Source organism: Enterococcus songbeiensis, from assembly GCF_005405265.1.
GTDB lineage: Bacteria > Bacillota > Bacilli > Lactobacillales > Enterococcaceae > Enterococcus_C > Enterococcus_C songbeiensis.
Window position 1 is genome coordinate 143,383 of record NZ_BJDS01000008.1, and the last position, 14,886, is coordinate 158,268.

Below are 14,886 nucleotides of genomic sequence, written 5' to 3' on the forward strand. Positions count from 1 at the left end.
TTGCCAAAGCAAATAAAAAAACGTCATCTTTTAGATTATGGAATTTTGATTCCATATCTTATTTTATGTATTTTAGGCTTGGTGATGGTCTATAGTTCGACTTCATATGTATTACTGGAGACCAATCAAAATACCATGTCTTCGGTAATCAACCAAGCGGTATTCTGGGTTTTGAGTCTTGCGGTAATCATGGTGATCTATAAAATGAAAACCGATGTCTTTCGCACAAAAGGGTTTGCCTGGATGGCGATGATTACAATCATCGCTTTACTATTATTAGTACTCGTTATCGGAGAAGAAAGTAATGGAGCAAAAGGTTGGTTACAAGTAGGCGGCTTTTCGATTCAGCCGGCTGAATATATGAAAATCGTTTCTATTTGGTATCTTTCGTTGAAATTATCCAATCGACAATCGGCAATCCAAGGGAAAACATTTTTTGAGACGGTACGCAGACCCTTGTTTCCTATCGCTATTGCATTGATTATTATTGCGTTGATGCCCGATTTTGGGAATGCTACGATTATTGCATTGATCGTTCTTACGGTTCTTTTTGCCAGCGGGATCAATTATATCTATACATGGATTTTAGGAATCGCAGGAATTCTTGGTAGTATAGGAATTATTGAGGTTATCAACCTTACCCATGGCAAGTTTTTACCCGCCCATGTGTATAGTCGATTTGCAACTTTTCAAAATCCTTTTGCTGATGAATTCAATAAAGGTCATCAAATGGTCAACGGTTACTACGCTATTTATAATGGCGGATTGTTTGGTCGCGGGTTAGGAAACAGTATCCAGAAAAAAGGTTTCTTGAAATTTGCCCATACGGATTATATTTTTTCCATTGTTATTGAAGAATTAGGGTTAATTGTCGCGCTTTTGGTGTTGGCATTATTGTTTTATATGATTGCCCGGATCATTCTTGTAGGAATTCGTTCCTCTGATCCTTTTAATTCTATGATGTGTATCGGTATTGGTGCACTGTTTATGATTCAGACTTTCGTTAATTTGGGAGGAATCTCTGGTTTGATTCCTTTAACCGGTATCACTTTTCCTTTTCTGAGCCAAGGCGGTTCAAGTTTATTAATGCTTTCCATCTGTATCGGATTTGTTTTGAACATTAGTGCAGAAGAAAAACGAAAAAAATATGGTTTAGATTTGGCAAACTAAAAATGCTTGAGGAGTGGTTTAATGAAAAAGATTCTTGTTGCGAACAGAGGCGAAATCGCCATTCGAGTGTTTCGAGCTTGCTCGGAACTGCATATTCAAACAGTAGGTATCTATGCGGCAGAAGATGAGTATTCTGTCCATCGTTTTAAAGCAGATGAGGCTTATCTAGTAGGTAAAGGAAAAAAACCGATTGATGCTTATCTGGATATTGAAGATATTTTGCGTATCGCAAAAGAGTCTGGAGCAGAGGCGATTCATCCCGGATACGGTTTTCTTTCAGAAAATCTGGAATTTGCCCAACGCTGTGAACAAGAAGGCATTATTTTTATTGGACCATCCACCCATCATTTAGATATTTTCGGCGATAAAATCAAAGCCAAAGAAGCGGCCGTTGCGGCAGGTATCCAATCAATTCCCGGTTCAGAGGGGCCGGTTACTTCCATTGAAGAAGTATTGGCCTTTGGAAATACTCATGGGTATCCAATCATGATTAAAGCGGCACTAGGCGGCGGTGGTCGTGGCATGCGGGTTGCACGGGATGATAAAGAAGCTCGTGATGGCTATGATCGAGCAAAAAGCGAAGCAAAAGCTGCATTTGGCAGTGATGAAGTTTATGTTGAAAAGTATGTTCAAGATCCGAAACATATTGAAGTCCAGATTTTAGGAGACACCCATGGCAATGTGGTTCATTTATTTGAGCGGGACTGCTCTGTTCAGCGACGACACCAAAAAGTCGTAGAAGTTGCACCATGTGTTTCCTTAAATGCAGACCAACGGGAAAAAATCTGTCAAGCGGCAGTAAAATTAATGAAGCATGTCGGTTATATCAATGCAGGGACTGTTGAATTTCTTGTGGAAGGGGATCAATTTTATTTTATTGAAGTCAATCCTCGGGTTCAGGTGGAGCATACGATTACAGAGTTGATCACTGATGTTGATATTGTTACGTCACAGATTTTAATTGCTCAAGGAAAAGATCTTCACAAAGAGATCGGAATTCCTGAACAAAAAGATTTACGATTCACAGGTGCGGCAATCCAATGTCGGATTACGACAGAAGACCCATTGAATCAGTTTATGCCAGATACGGGAAAAATCGATACTTATCGTTCACCCGGCGGCTTTGGTGTTCGTTTGGATGTAGGAAATGCTTATGCGGGAGCGGTAGTTACCCCTTATTTTGACTCGTTATTGGTTAAGGTGTGTACTCATGGGGCAACCTTTGAGCAGGCGATTCAAAAAATGCAAAGATGTTTACGGGAATTTCGGATTCGGGGAGTCAAAACCAATATTCCCTTTATGCAAAATGTGATCAATCATTCTGTTTTTCAAACAGGAAATGCCAAAACTACCTTTATTGACAGCACACCCCAGTTATTTGAATTTCCAAGACTTCGGGACCGCGGCAATAAAACCATGAAATATATTGGTGAAATTACGATTAATGGTTTCCCGGGAATCGAGAAAACCACGAAACATTTCTTTGCGGAACCTCGGTTGCCGAAGAAAATCGTGACAGGATTCCATGAAACGGCAAAAACAATTCTAGATCGTGACGGAGCAGAAGCAGTTTCAAACTGGGTAACGGCGAAAAAAGAATTACTTTTAACCGATACAACTTTCAGGGATGCCCACCAAAGTTTATTGGCAACGCGAGTACGGACGCATGATTTTGAAAAAATTGCTGCGGCGACAGAGCAGGCTTTGCCACAACTTTTTTCTGCAGAGATGTGGGGCGGAGCCACCTTTGATGTTGCGTATCGCTTTTTAAATGAAGACCCTTGGAAACGATTGAAGAAAATTCGTCAATTGATGCCGAATACTCTGTTACAGATGCTCTTTCGTGGATCAAACGCGGTAGGGTATTCCAACTATCCAGATAACGTTCTTGTTGAATTTATCAAAGAAGCTGCACAGCAAGGCATCGATGTCTTTCGGATTTTTGACAGCTTGAATTGGATTCCTCAAATGGAAAAAAGTATTCAAGCAGTTCGTGACACTGGCAAAATTGCGGAAGCAACAATTTGTTATACTGGGGACATCAACGATCCTAGCCGAGCAAAGTATTCGGTTCAATATTATAAAGATATGGCAAAAGAACTGGAAAATCTTGGGGCTCATATAATTGCCATCAAAGATATGGCGGGATTATTGAAACCTAAAGCTGCATATCGCTTAATCAGTGAGCTGAAAGCAACGGTGGATATTCCTATCCATCTTCATACCCATGATACTAGTGGAAATGGGATTATCACCTATTCAGCCGCTACACAAGCCGGCGTGGATATCGTCGATGTTGCCATGAGTGCCATGAGTGGATCAACGAGCCAGCCAAGTATGAGCAGTTTGTATTATGCGCTGGATCAAAATGTTCGTCAGCCAAAAATTGATGTGGCAAATACACAAGAGATCAATCATTACTGGGAAGATGTGCGGATGTTTTATAAACCCTTTGAAAATGGGTTGAATGCACCACAAACAGAAGTTTATCTCCATGAAATGCCCGGTGGACAGTATTCGAATTTGCAACAACAGGCAAAAGCGGTCGGCTTAGGCGAAAAATGGGATGAAATCAAAAAAATGTATCAAAAAGTCAATCTGATGTTTGGTGATATCATTAAAGTTACTCCATCTTCAAAAGTTGTTGGAGATATGGCATTGTTCATGGTACAAAACCAGTTATCAGAAGATGATATTTACGAGCGGACAGATTTGAATTTCCCAGAATCCGTGGTGACTTTCTTCCAAGGTGAGCTGGGGCAACCAGTTGGAGGCTTCCCTAAAAAACTACAAAAAGCGATATTAAAAGGCCGCCCTGCATTTCAAGAACGTCCGGGAGCTTTGGCAGCACCAGTGAATTTTGAAAAGGTAAAAGCCGAATTAACAGAAAAAATCAATTATGAACCTAACCAGCGAGAAGTGCTCAGCTATTTGATGTATCCTCAAGTTTTTCTTGATTATCAAAAAGCAAACGAGCAATTTGCCGATGTGACAGTTTTAGATACACCGACCTTTTTCCAAGGAATGCGCTTAGGGGAAACAATCAATGTCGAAATAGAAAAGGGAAAAATCCTGATTATTCGACTGGACGAAATCGGTGAACCAGATATCGAAGGAAATCGAGTATTGTTTTTCAATTTAAATGGGCAACGGCGCGAAATCGTAATCAAAGATAATTCCATCATCAGCTCGGTTCAAACCAAGCGAAAAGCAGAACCAACGAATAAAGAGCAGATTGGCGCTACTATGCCGGGCTCTGTTTTAAGTGTTCTAGTGAAAAAAGGGGACCGTGTGGAACGAGGAGATACCCTGATGGTCACTGAGGCAATGAAGATGGAGACAGCGATTGAAGCACGTTTTGATGGTGTGGTAGAACATATTTATGTGACAGAAGGCGAAGCAATCACCACCGATGATTTGCTGATTGAAGTTAAAGAAAAATAACGAGAAGGAGGTTTTGGCGTGAAGCGAGGGGGATTATTTATCGGGTTGTTTCTGCTGGCTTTATCGGTTGTTTATCTGCAGCCTGTTTTCTTTCCCCAAAGTCCGTCAAAACCTCGACAATCGGTGACGACTTCAGTGGACGGGATTCCGACCACTATGAATTATGAACCCATTAAAGCACAGGGATATGCAACGTCGATTGGCATGACGGTGAAAGCCTTCAACCAACAATTTGGTACACCTATCAAATCCTATTCTTCGGGGTATGGGGAAACAGTCAGTCTCTATCCGACGCTGGAGGAAGAATATCTTGAAGTAAACAGCAAAAACGGAAAAATCACGATGGTCAAAACCACCGGTACAGCGGCAAAAAATCTAGAACCTTTTGCTATGGGGATGACCATGAGTGAGCTTTCTCAATTAACAATGATTTACCCTAATTTTTTATTGGAGTATCAAAAAGAATCGATTTCTTTGGAACTGATGGAAGAGGATATGAATTATCGCCCATTAATTGCTTTTGATAACGGCAGTTTCGCAGTTTTATTTTTTGATCAGGCAAATAGCAAATTATTTGCAGCCGCTTTTGTCGATGAAGAAACGTTGTTAAAGCTTGCTCCTTATCAAGTCGTTGATGGAAATCTGCCGAGTTTCGTGGAAGAAGCAGATGATTGGGCACCAATCGATCACGCAAAATCAGAAAATTCCTTCGTGCTGTTGAATCTTTTACGAGGAATGGATCAACTGCCGGAGTATCAGTCAGATTTTGACTTGCAACAGTCTTCAGAAAAACTTTTAAAAGACTTTTTAGAAACGCCACAGGAATTTCTTAATGAGGAACGATTGGCAATTTTTGAGGATGTAAAAGAAAAAAGAAATCTCCAACCCTTCTTTTTGAGTTCAGAGGAGTGGGGCAAAATACTGCAAGAACATAAAATCGAAAAAGCGCAAGGGGTTATGGAATTTCCCGTGTATGATCCAACCTTTCAGTTATTGACCTATTATAGTGATCCATATTTACATACCAAATTTTTCCGTGATGATTCTGAAGGAATAGCCGTTGCCATTTCAAAAGAAAATATGGTAGTCTTATTACAGGAACGAGAAACCAAGGTAGAGGAAAGTGAAGAACAATGATTTATGATGATCACTTTTTCAAAATAGAAGATCAGCTGACAGCAGTACTGGATATGGTGAAATCTTCTGCGGTTTTTGCGACTTATCGGCAGAAACGAGAAAACCTTTATAATGACTCTGCTGCTATGCAGTTAAAATCAGTCTTTGAGGCAAAAAAAAATCAGTTTGAGCAAATTGCTTCTTATGGAAATTTTGCACCTGATTATCGGGAAAAACAGAGATCGGTACGTAAAGCAAAACGAGCACTGGATTTAAATGAAACGGTGGCAGATTTTCGTTTGGCAGAAACTGATTTGCAAGAACTGTTAGATGAAATCGGTTTGACGATTGCGCAAACGATTTCTGATGAAATAAAAGTTGATGCCGGAAATCCGTTTTTTGAAACGGGCGGACACTCCGGTTGTGGAGGAAGTTGTCATGCAAGTTGATACAACAGCAAACTTTGAATTGATCAAACGACGAGGATTGGTGGTTTGGGTTTACAGTTTGCGACAATTAAAAAATTTAAAAAGACTGGGATTTGTGCATTATGTCTCCCGTAAAATGAAATATGTCGTGATTTATCTCAATGAAGAAAACTTTGGAGAAATGAAAGAAAAAATCGAACGATTACACTTTGTCCGTTCAGTTGAGCCTTCCTATCGTCCAGATATTGAAATGAATTTTGCTGACAAAATTGGAACAAGGGCTGCTTACCAAGCAGAGGATTATGACGAAGAAATCAATACAAAAATCCGCTTGGCTGAAAATGTTTGATAGAAAACGGGTTGGGGTCCATTGGTTTGGAAGCCAACCTTTTTTGTGTATAATTGAAGAAAAGTTTTTACTGGAGGAAAGCAGATGCGTGTAATTTCAGGAGAATTTCGCGGTCGCCGGCTGAAAAGTTTGGAAGGAGCCAATACGCGGCCAACGACTGATAAAATCAAAGAATCGATTTTCAATATGATTGGTCCATATTTTGATGGGGGAAACTGTTTGGATTTGTTTGCAGGAAGCGGCGGTTTGGCAATTGAAGCCATTTCTCGTGGGATGGAACAGGCAGTCTGTGTGGATCGCAGCTTTTCTGCGATGAAGGTCATCAAAGAAAATATTGCTTTGACGAAACAGGAAGAAAAATTTTATACCTTAAAAATGGAGGCAAAAGCAGCTATCAATGAGCTGCAAAAACAAGGACAGACGTTTGATTTGGTCTTTCTTGATCCGCCGTATGCCAAACAAGAAATCATCAAAGACATTGAAGGACTACTGGCAGGTGGGCTATTGAAAAAAAATGCCAGAATCGTTTGCGAAACAGCAAAAGAGGTTTCTTTACCAGAGCAAATCGGCCGCTTATCCGCCGTTCGCCGCCAAACCTATGGCATCACTGAAATCACGATTTATCGAGAAGAGGTCTAAAATGAAGAAAATTGCATTATTTCCCGGAAGTTTTGATCCGTTTACTAATGGTCATTTAGAAACCATTGAACGGGGCGCCAAACTTTTTGATGAACTGATCATCGGCATTTTTGTCAACACGAATAAAAAAAGTTTTTTTACATCAGAGGAACGAAAACGACTGATTGAAAAAAGCGTTGCTCACTTAGAAAATGTTCGAGTCATTGCTCAGGAAACAGAATTGACAGTTGTGACGGCAAAAAAATTAGGGGCCAACTTTTTATTGCGTGGGGTTCGAAGTGTGAAAGATTACGAATATGAAAAAGATATTCAGATGATGAACCACCATCTTGCACCAGAAATCGAAACGGTCTTTTTATTGGCCAGTCCGGAATACAGTCACGTTAGCTCCAGTCTTTTAAAAGAGGTTTTGCATTTTGGTGGCGATGTTCAAAAATATTTTCCACCAAATGTATACCAAGAAATTGTAAAGAAGCGTGATTCTAGTGAAAAATAAAGTATCGTTAAAACGACTCCTCCTGTTGTTGGCTGCCTTAATCCTTGCCGCCTGTGCAATTATTCCTACATCGTATTATGTGGAAGCGCCGGGAGCTACGATTGATTTGAAGGAATTGATTACTGTCAATGGTAAAGAAGACGAGGCATCTGGTTCCTTTTCCTTAACCTCAGTAGAAATTCGACAAGCCACAGTTTTTCGGATGATTAAAGCCAAGCTTACAGATTTTGAAGATTTGGTCAGTGAAAAGGAATTGCTTGGGGGAGCCACAGATGATGAGTACAATCGAATTCAAGCTTTTTATATGGAATCCTCACAAAATACTGCAATCGAACAGGCTTTAAAATTAGCAGACAAAGACTATACGATGAGCTATAAAGGTGTTTATGTATTGGGTGTCGAAAAAAATTCCGATTTTTACGGAAAAATTGGAATCGGTGATACGGTTACGGCAGCGGATGGTCAGTCGTTTAAAAGCAGTGAAGAATTTATGAAATATGTTCAAAATCAAAAAATCGGACAAAAAATGCAGGTTACCTATTTGCAGGATGGCAAAGAAAAAACAGCAGAAGGAAAACTGATGAAGTTACCCACGACTGGTAAACCAGGAATTGGTATCACGTTGACAGATCATACCGAAGTTTCCAGTCAGGAAAAAATCAACTTTGATTTAGACAATATCGGAGGGCCTTCCGCTGGCTTAATGTTCACTTTGGAAATTTATGAACAATTGACAGATAAAAATCTGCGACAAGGAAAAGAAATCGCCGGAACCGGCACCATCAGCACTACAGGAGAAGTTGGTCGTATTGGTGGGATTGATAAAAAAGTTGCCAGTGCCAGCAAGAGCGGTGCCGAAATCTTTTTTGCACCGGATGATGATGTATCAGATGAGCCAAAACTAAAATCAAACTATGAAGAAGCTAAAGCAGCGGCTAAAAAACTGAAGACAAAAATGAAAATCGTTCCAGTGAAAAATGTTCAGGATGCCTTGGATTATTTGGAATCTTTGGCTGACTAACTTTTTAGCGGGAAAAGACACGTGGACTGCAGAATATGCTATAATTTTTTTGAAGGAGAGTGAGTCGTTTGGAAATCCAAAGACAAAAACCTGTCGTGGAAGCGTATCATTATGATCAACGTGTTCCTGACAAAGAATATCAAACTGAATTAAAGGTGGGCTTTGCCCCATTGGAAGCAAGTGAACCGAATTATCCTAAGACCAACAGTATTTTGGGTGCAAGATTGGAATTTCGTCTTGTGTTTGATGCCTTTATTCTTGCAGGAAGAGTAAGTCAAATCAATCATGTGATCAACCGTCAAATCAAAGCACAAGAAGATGTCACAAAAGCAGAAATCGATGAATTGGTCGCTCCTTTGTTTGATATCGTGAAGCGCTTGACCTACGAAGTAACGGAGATTACAACGGATGAACCGGGTATCAAATTGAATTTTAAATCAGAACCTGAAACGGAACAGTAGGGGGAAAGAAAAATGTTTAGTACAGAAATGCAGATTATGCTGTATGTAACAGATGTCGATGCTTCGGTAAAATTTTGGGAAGCCTTGGATTTTGTTGTTGTTGATCGCCAAGAAGTTGATGGAACAGCAGTAGTTGAAATTGCCTCTTCTGAAAATGCGCAAGCGCGGTTTGTGTTGTATGATCGAGAATTCATTATGCAGCATTCACCGGAAGTTGCTTCCAACACACCGTCAATTATGTTTTTTGCCAAAGACGTTCTTTCATTGTATAAAAAAATGCAGGGATTAGGTGTCACAGTAGGCGAAATGGTTCAACTCGAAGAACGATTAGTCTTTAACTTTGCTGACAATGATGAAAATTATTATGCTGTCAGTGAACTAAACTAAAAAATGAAAAAGGAGCTGTTCACAAGGAACGGGTCCTTTTTCATTTTTTAGAAAATCCTGCTTGGTCCGTTGCAATCGCACCAGTCGCTACGGCTTCTTTTAATTCTTTTGTCACACGTTGGAATGTCTGTTTTAGTCGATTCACGCAATTCCTCGCTTCCATTCTTCTTTTAGTATACCTGTTTATCAAGGAAAGAGAATGTTCCGCAATGATTTTTACTTTTTGTTAAGAACCGATAAAACTAAAAATGGGTAATTTTTTTACTATTTTTACGAATTTGTTATACTAAAGAAAAAGAAAGAAGCGATGAAGATGAAACCTTACGTGTTTGCCATCAGCGATATTCATGGAGAATATGATTTATTTGTTAAAGAAGTGGCAAATTTTGACCCGACATTGCATCAGTTGGTGCTGATTGGGGATTTGAACGACCGAGGACCTCATTCTAAGGAGTGCTTCTTATTAGGGAAAGAACTGGTTGAAAAATATGGAGCCATTTATTTGCGGGGGAATCACGAAGAATATTTTTTGCAATTTTTGGTTCACCCAGAAGATTGGTTTCAAGCGTATCTTCGAAATGGTGGCAAAGAAACGATGGAAAGTCTGCTGCATAAAGGCGCCACGGAGGAATATTCTCCTACCGAGATTGCGATGATGATTCGCAGCCGCTACTCAGAATTAGTTGCTTTTTTAATCGAGCGTCCTTTGTATTATGAGTGGAAAAAGTATATTTTTGTACATGCCGGTGTCGATTTAACAAAAAAAGATTGGCATGATACCAGTGACCATGATTTTATTTGGATCAGGGAACCTTTTCATGAGGGAAAAAACAATACAGGGAAAACCATCGTCTTTGGTCATACAATTACACCAATGCTTCATGGCGATATGCAGACGACTGATTTGTGGCTATCAGATAATAAAATCGGCATTGATGGGGGAGCAGTTTTTGGCGGTTCCGTTCACGGTGTGGTATTTGATGAAAAAGGTATTCTGCAAGATATCGAGTATCAAAATCTGCGAGGACCTTGGCAACCGGATTTTTAATTTTTCCCATCAACAGGACATACCGAGAGGGTTTGAGTTGTAGATTTGACTGCTGCAACTCTTTTTTTGTGGTAAAATAACTCAGTAAAAGGAAAGGAATGTAGAAATAAAATGGCAGAGATGATGAATCAAGAAATCCTTCTTTTATTACAAAAAGAATTGACACAATATACGAAAGCACAGCAGACAAAGGTTTTGACTTTGCTGCATGAAGGCAACACGGTTCCTTTTATTGCACGCTATCGAAAAGAAGCAACCGGGAATCTTGATGAAGTTCAAATTCGTGAAATCGAAGAACGGTATAATTATTTAGAAACGATTGAAAAACGGAAAAAAGAAGTTCTGCGTTTGATTGATGAACAAGAAAAATTAACGCCGGAATTGACCCAAGCTATCACGCAGGCAACCAAGATGCAGCAAGTGGAGGATCTCTATCGTCCCTATAAACAAAAACGCCGAACCAAAGCAACGATTGCCAAAGAACGGGGTCTTGCACCGTTGGCAGAATGGCTACTGACATTTCCGTTAAAGGAAGATGTTTTTCAAAAAGCATTAGAATTCGTAGGCGAAAATGAAATCACTACTGGGGAGGAAGCTTTAGCCGGTGCCCATGAAATTTTGGCAGAACAATTTGGTGATGAAGCAAAATTCCGTACCTGGATTCGTTCGTTTACTTTTAATAAAGGAAGCTACACCAGCAGTGTGAAGGATCAGGAGAAGGATGAAAAAGGAGTTTATGAAATGTATTATGATTTTGCTGAGCCCATCAGTAAAATCGTTTCACATCGGATTTTAGCCACGAATCGAGGAGAGAAAGAAGATATTTTAAAAGTTTCGCTAGTCGTGGATGAGCAAACAATTTTTGACTATCTTCAACGGCAACTAATTAAAGATAGCCGTTCAGTGGCGACTCCTTTTGTTACAGAAGCCTATCAAGATGCGTATAAACGGTTTATCGGTCCAGCAATCGAGCGGGAAATTCGTAATGAATTGACGGAAAAAGCGGATGAGCAGGCAATTCATATTTTTGGTGAAAATTTGAGAAACTTGCTATTACAGTCACCTTTGAAGGGGAAAGTCGTGCTTGGTTTTGACCCTGCCTATCGAACTGGGTGCAAGTTGGCGGTTTTAGATGCCACAGGAAAAGTGTTGGCAATTGAAGTGATTTATCCTCATAAACCAGCCAATCAGGAAAAACGCAAAGCTGCCGGTCCTGCTTTTATTCGTTTGATTGAAAAATATCAGGTGGACATGGTTGCGATTGGAAATGGAACTGCCAGTCGTGAGTCTGAGCAGTTTGTCGCCGAGCAATTAAAAACAGTCTCTCGGGAAGTTTTTTACGTCATTGTAAATGAAGCCGGAGCCTCTGTTTATTCTGCCAGCGATATTGCTCGGGGAGAATTTCCTCATTTGCAGGTAGAAGAACGCAGCGCAATCAGTATTGGACGTCGATTGCAAGATCCGCTTGCTGAATTAGTGAAGATTGACCCCAAAGCGGTGGGTGTCGGGCAATATCAACATGATGTTTCACAAAAACGTTTGGCTGAACAATTGGATTTTGTTGTTGAAACAGCTGTTAACCAAGTAGGAGTAGATGTGAATACTGCCAGCCCACAGTTGTTGCAACACGTTTCCGGACTGAATAAAACGACTGCACAAAATATTTTCACCTATCGTGAAGAAAATGGGGCGTTCACTCAACGAACACAATTAAAAAAAGTTCCTCGCTTAGGACCAAAAGCCTTTGAACAAGCTATCGGATTTTTACGCATTCCAAATGGCAAAAATATTTTGGATAATACAGGCATTCACCCAGAAAGCTATGGGGTTGCCAAAGAAATTCTTGCTCTGCTGGATGTATCCCTTGGAGAATTAGGAACGGAAGCTGCTAAAGAACGGCTTTCAAAAGTATCGGTCAATGATTTGAATGGGAAAATTGATGCCGGTAAGGAAACCTTGAAGGATATTTTAGCGGCATTGTTGCAACCGGGACGGGATATGCGAGACGAAATGCCAGCACCATTGCTACGAAAAGATGTGTTGACGATGGAAGATCTGCAACCGGGAATGGAATTAAAAGGGACCGTTCGGAACGTAATTGATTTTGGTGCTTTTGTCGATATCGGTGTGAAGCAAGATGGACTGGTTCATATTTCCAAACTAAGCAATCAATTCGTGAAACATCCCAAAGATGTGGTTGCAGTGGGAGATATTGTTACGGTTTGGATTGAACAAGTAGATTTAAAAAAAGGACGCATCAGTTTGACGATGCTTGATCCTGGAAAATCAAAATGACCCAAGAAGAATTACAACAGTTAGTGGAAAAAATTTCCTTAGAAAGTTTCCATCGTCCGTTTCTTCATCGTGCGCTTTTTAACACTCGCTTGCGAACAACCGGCGGACGGTATCACTTGTCAGATCATCATTTAGATTTCAATGAAAAAATGTTTTTGTCAGCGGATAAGTCAGCTATCGTGGGAATCATCAAACATGAGTTGTGTCACTACCATTTGCATTTGCAAAATAAAGGGTATCGCCATAAAGATCAAGATTTTAAAAAATTATTGGCAGAAACCGGTGGCAGTCGTTATGCCCCAGCGACAGTTGGAAAACAGTTGACGTATCAGTGTCAACAATGCGGACAAAAGATAAAAAGACAGCGAAAAATCAATACCCAACGTTATGTTTGCGGCCGTTGTAGAGGAAAATTACAATTGCTACAAACAGATGTCCAGCCTTTAGAAAGTGTGTCGTGAGTTTGACGATTCATTAAATTCGGATAAACTCGTTGAAATTTTGGAGGATTTGTTAGATAATGATGGTCGTGTCAATGTATGAAAGAAGAATACTCTATCGAGCAGAGGCAAATCGAGAAAAGAGGATATAGAATAAATGAAAAACGATAAATTGTATCATTTTGTTGGAATCAAAGGTTCAGGCATGAGTTCTCTTGCATTGGTCCTTTTTGAAAAAGGCTATCGCGTACAAGGCTCCGATGTGGAAGAATATTTCTTTACACAAAGAGATTTAGAAAAAAATCATATCAAATTACTACCATTTAGTGCAGATAACATTCAAGAAGGCATGATTGTGATTGCCGGAAATGCTTTTCCTGATACCCACGAAGAAATTGTTCGGGCAAAAGAATTAGGTCTTGAAGTGATTCGTTATCATGATTTCATCGGGCGTTTCATTCAAGATTATACCAGTATCGCAGTCACCGGTTCCCACGGGAAAACCAGTACTACCGGTTTGTTGGCTCATGTGTTGAGTGGTGTTCGTCCAACCAGTTATTTGATTGGTGATGGAACTGGACACGGTGTACCGAATGCAGAATTTTTCTCGTTTGAAGCCTGTGAATATCGTCGGCATTTCTTAGCCTATGCACCTGATTATGCAATTATGACGAATATCGATTTTGATCATCCTGATTATTTCAAGAGTATTGAGGATGTATACTCCGCATTTCAAACGATGGCTAGCCAAGTGAAAAAAGGTATTTTCGCTTTTGGTGATGATCCATATCTGCGGAAATTGGAAGCAGATGTGCCTATTTATTACTATGGGGTTAATGAAAACGACGACATTCAAGCGCGAAATATCCAACGGACAACAAAAGGATCAGAGTTTGATGTTTACATCCAAGACAAATTTATCGGACATTTTGAATTGCCGGCTTTTGGACAACACAATATTTTCAATGCACTAGGTGTAATTGGTATCTCTTATTTGGAAGGAATTGATATGCAAGAGGTTGCAGATGAAATGCTTTCTTTCCAAGGTGTTAAGCGCCGGTTCAGTGAAAAAAAAGTTGCTGATATGACCATTGTAGACGATTATGCGCATCATCCTGCTGAAATTAAAGCAACGATCGACGGTGCTCGTCAAAAATACCCAGACAAAGAAATCATTGCCGTTTTCCAACCCCATACCTTCACACGAACGATTGCTTTAATGGATGAATTCGCAGAAGCCTTGGATTTAGCTGACCATGTTTATTTATGTGACATTTTTGGCTCTGCACGGGAAACGAAAGGCAATGTCAAGATTGAAGATTTAGGAGACAAAATCCAAAAAGGCGGACAAGTAATCAAAGAGGAAAATGTTTCGCCCCTACTTGACTATGAAAATGCAGTAGTTATTTTTATGGGTGCCGGTGACGTTCAAAAATTTGAATATGCTTATGAAAAATTATTGAGCAACACGACACGGAATGTTCTGTAATTTTTAATGATAAAAGAGCTTGGGACATAAGTCCTAATGAAAAATCCAGATACCAGTCAAATTGATTGGCATCTGGATTATTTTTTTGTATTAAAATAAGAAC

The 14,886-nt window shown here is 39.9% G+C and carries 14 protein-coding genes; all 14 read left to right on the forward strand.

The features are described 5' to 3' along the window. The 14 genes from FFM66_RS05850 (at position 1) to murC (ending at position 14,783) form a co-directional block, all read left to right on the forward strand. A complete protein-coding gene (locus tag FFM66_RS05850; protein ID WP_137605293.1) occupies positions 1–1,170 on the forward strand; it encodes an FtsW/RodA/SpoVE family cell cycle protein in 1,170 nt (389 codons plus the stop codon). A 21-nt stretch (positions 1,171–1,191) separates the two neighbouring features. Then, positions 1,192–4,614, forward strand: coding sequence for a pyruvate carboxylase (locus tag FFM66_RS05855; RefSeq protein ID WP_137605294.1), 3,423 nt, complete (start codon positions 1,192–1,194; stop codon positions 4,612–4,614). 18 nt (positions 4,615–4,632) lie between these two features. Beyond that, positions 4,633–5,751, forward strand: coding sequence for a CAP-associated domain-containing protein (locus FFM66_RS05860; RefSeq protein WP_137605295.1), 1,119 nt, complete (start codon positions 4,633–4,635; stop codon positions 5,749–5,751). Continuing rightward, the gene (locus FFM66_RS05865) at positions 5,748–6,179 is read left to right on the forward strand and encodes a YlbF/YmcA family competence regulator (RefSeq protein ID WP_137605296.1); all 432 of its coding nucleotides are present in this window, start codon (positions 5,748–5,750) and stop codon (positions 6,177–6,179) included. The genes FFM66_RS05860 and FFM66_RS05865 overlap by 4 nt, the downstream gene beginning before the upstream one ends. Beyond that, complete coding sequence (locus FFM66_RS05870; RefSeq protein WP_048605101.1) at positions 6,169–6,507, forward strand: YlbG family protein; 339 nt, start codon at positions 6,169–6,171, stop codon at positions 6,505–6,507. Before FFM66_RS05865 ends, FFM66_RS05870 begins: the two co-directional genes overlap by 11 nt. A gap of 84 nt (positions 6,508–6,591) precedes the next feature. Further along, positions 6,592–7,146, forward strand: a complete 555-nt coding sequence (rsmD, locus tag FFM66_RS05875) for a 16S rRNA (guanine(966)-N(2))-methyltransferase RsmD (RefSeq protein WP_137605297.1) — start codon at positions 6,592–6,594, stop codon at positions 7,144–7,146. 1 nt (position 7,147) lies between these two features. Beyond that, positions 7,148–7,642 carry a pantetheine-phosphate adenylyltransferase gene (gene coaD / locus FFM66_RS05880; RefSeq protein ID WP_048605103.1) on the forward strand — a complete coding sequence of 165 codons (495 nt, stop codon included), beginning with the start codon at positions 7,148–7,150 and terminating at the stop codon, positions 7,640–7,642. Continuing rightward, a complete protein-coding gene (locus tag FFM66_RS05885; protein WP_137605298.1) occupies positions 7,632–8,663 on the forward strand; it encodes a SepM family pheromone-processing serine protease in 1,032 nt (343 codons plus the stop codon). The genes coaD and FFM66_RS05885 overlap by 11 nt, the downstream gene beginning before the upstream one ends. Positions 8,664–8,731: 68 nt before the next feature. Next, complete coding sequence (locus FFM66_RS05890; protein WP_048605105.1) at positions 8,732–9,124, forward strand: DUF1149 family protein; 393 nt, start codon at positions 8,732–8,734, stop codon at positions 9,122–9,124. Positions 9,125–9,136: 12 nt separating this feature from the next. Then, the gene (locus FFM66_RS05895; RefSeq protein ID WP_048605106.1) at positions 9,137–9,511 is read left to right on the forward strand and encodes a VOC family protein; all 375 of its coding nucleotides are present in this window, start codon (positions 9,137–9,139) and stop codon (positions 9,509–9,511) included. A gap of 313 nt (positions 9,512–9,824) precedes the next feature. After that, positions 9,825–10,559, forward strand: coding sequence for a metallophosphoesterase (locus tag FFM66_RS05900; RefSeq protein ID WP_048605107.1), 735 nt, complete (start codon positions 9,825–9,827; stop codon positions 10,557–10,559). 111 nt (positions 10,560–10,670) lie between these two features. Continuing rightward, positions 10,671–12,854 carry a Tex family protein gene (locus FFM66_RS05905; RefSeq protein ID WP_137605299.1) on the forward strand — a complete coding sequence of 728 codons (2,184 nt, stop codon included), beginning with the start codon at positions 10,671–10,673 and terminating at the stop codon, positions 12,852–12,854. After that, entirely contained in the window at positions 12,851–13,315 is a 465-nt protein-coding gene (locus FFM66_RS05910; RefSeq protein WP_137605300.1) for a SprT family protein, read from the forward strand. The genes FFM66_RS05905 and FFM66_RS05910 overlap by 4 nt, the downstream gene beginning before the upstream one ends. Before the next feature lie 136 nt (positions 13,316–13,451). Further along, entirely contained in the window at positions 13,452–14,783 is a 1,332-nt protein-coding gene (gene murC, locus FFM66_RS05915) for a UDP-N-acetylmuramate--L-alanine ligase (protein ID WP_137605301.1), read from the forward strand. The last annotated feature ends 103 nt before the right edge of the window (positions 14,784–14,886 follow it).

What these genes read in the sequence shown, in the direction of transcription:
- FFM66_RS05855 (WP_137605294.1), top strand. Translation starts at nt 1,192, where the DNA reads ATGAAAAAGATTCTTGTTGCGAACAGAGGCGAAATCGCCATTCGAGTG.
- FFM66_RS05865 (WP_137605296.1), top strand. Translation starts at nt 5,748, where the DNA reads ATGATTTATGATGATCACTTTTTCAAAATAGAAGATCAGCTGACAGCA.
- FFM66_RS05870 (WP_048605101.1), top strand. Translation starts at nt 6,169, where the DNA reads ATGCAAGTTGATACAACAGCAAACTTTGAATTGATCAAACGACGAGGA.
- rsmD (WP_137605297.1), top strand. Translation starts at nt 6,592, where the DNA reads ATGCGTGTAATTTCAGGAGAATTTCGCGGTCGCCGGCTGAAAAGTTTG.
- coaD (WP_048605103.1), top strand. Translation starts at nt 7,148, where the DNA reads ATGAAGAAAATTGCATTATTTCCCGGAAGTTTTGATCCGTTTACTAAT.
- FFM66_RS05895 (WP_048605106.1), top strand. Translation starts at nt 9,137, where the DNA reads ATGTTTAGTACAGAAATGCAGATTATGCTGTATGTAACAGATGTCGAT.
- FFM66_RS05900 (WP_048605107.1), top strand. Translation starts at nt 9,825, where the DNA reads ATGAAACCTTACGTGTTTGCCATCAGCGATATTCATGGAGAATATGAT.
- FFM66_RS05905 (WP_137605299.1), top strand. Translation starts at nt 10,671, where the DNA reads ATGGCAGAGATGATGAATCAAGAAATCCTTCTTTTATTACAAAAAGAA.
- FFM66_RS05910 (WP_137605300.1), top strand. Translation starts at nt 12,851, where the DNA reads ATGACCCAAGAAGAATTACAACAGTTAGTGGAAAAAATTTCCTTAGAA.
- murC (WP_137605301.1), top strand. Translation starts at nt 13,452, where the DNA reads ATGAAAAACGATAAATTGTATCATTTTGTTGGAATCAAAGGTTCAGGC.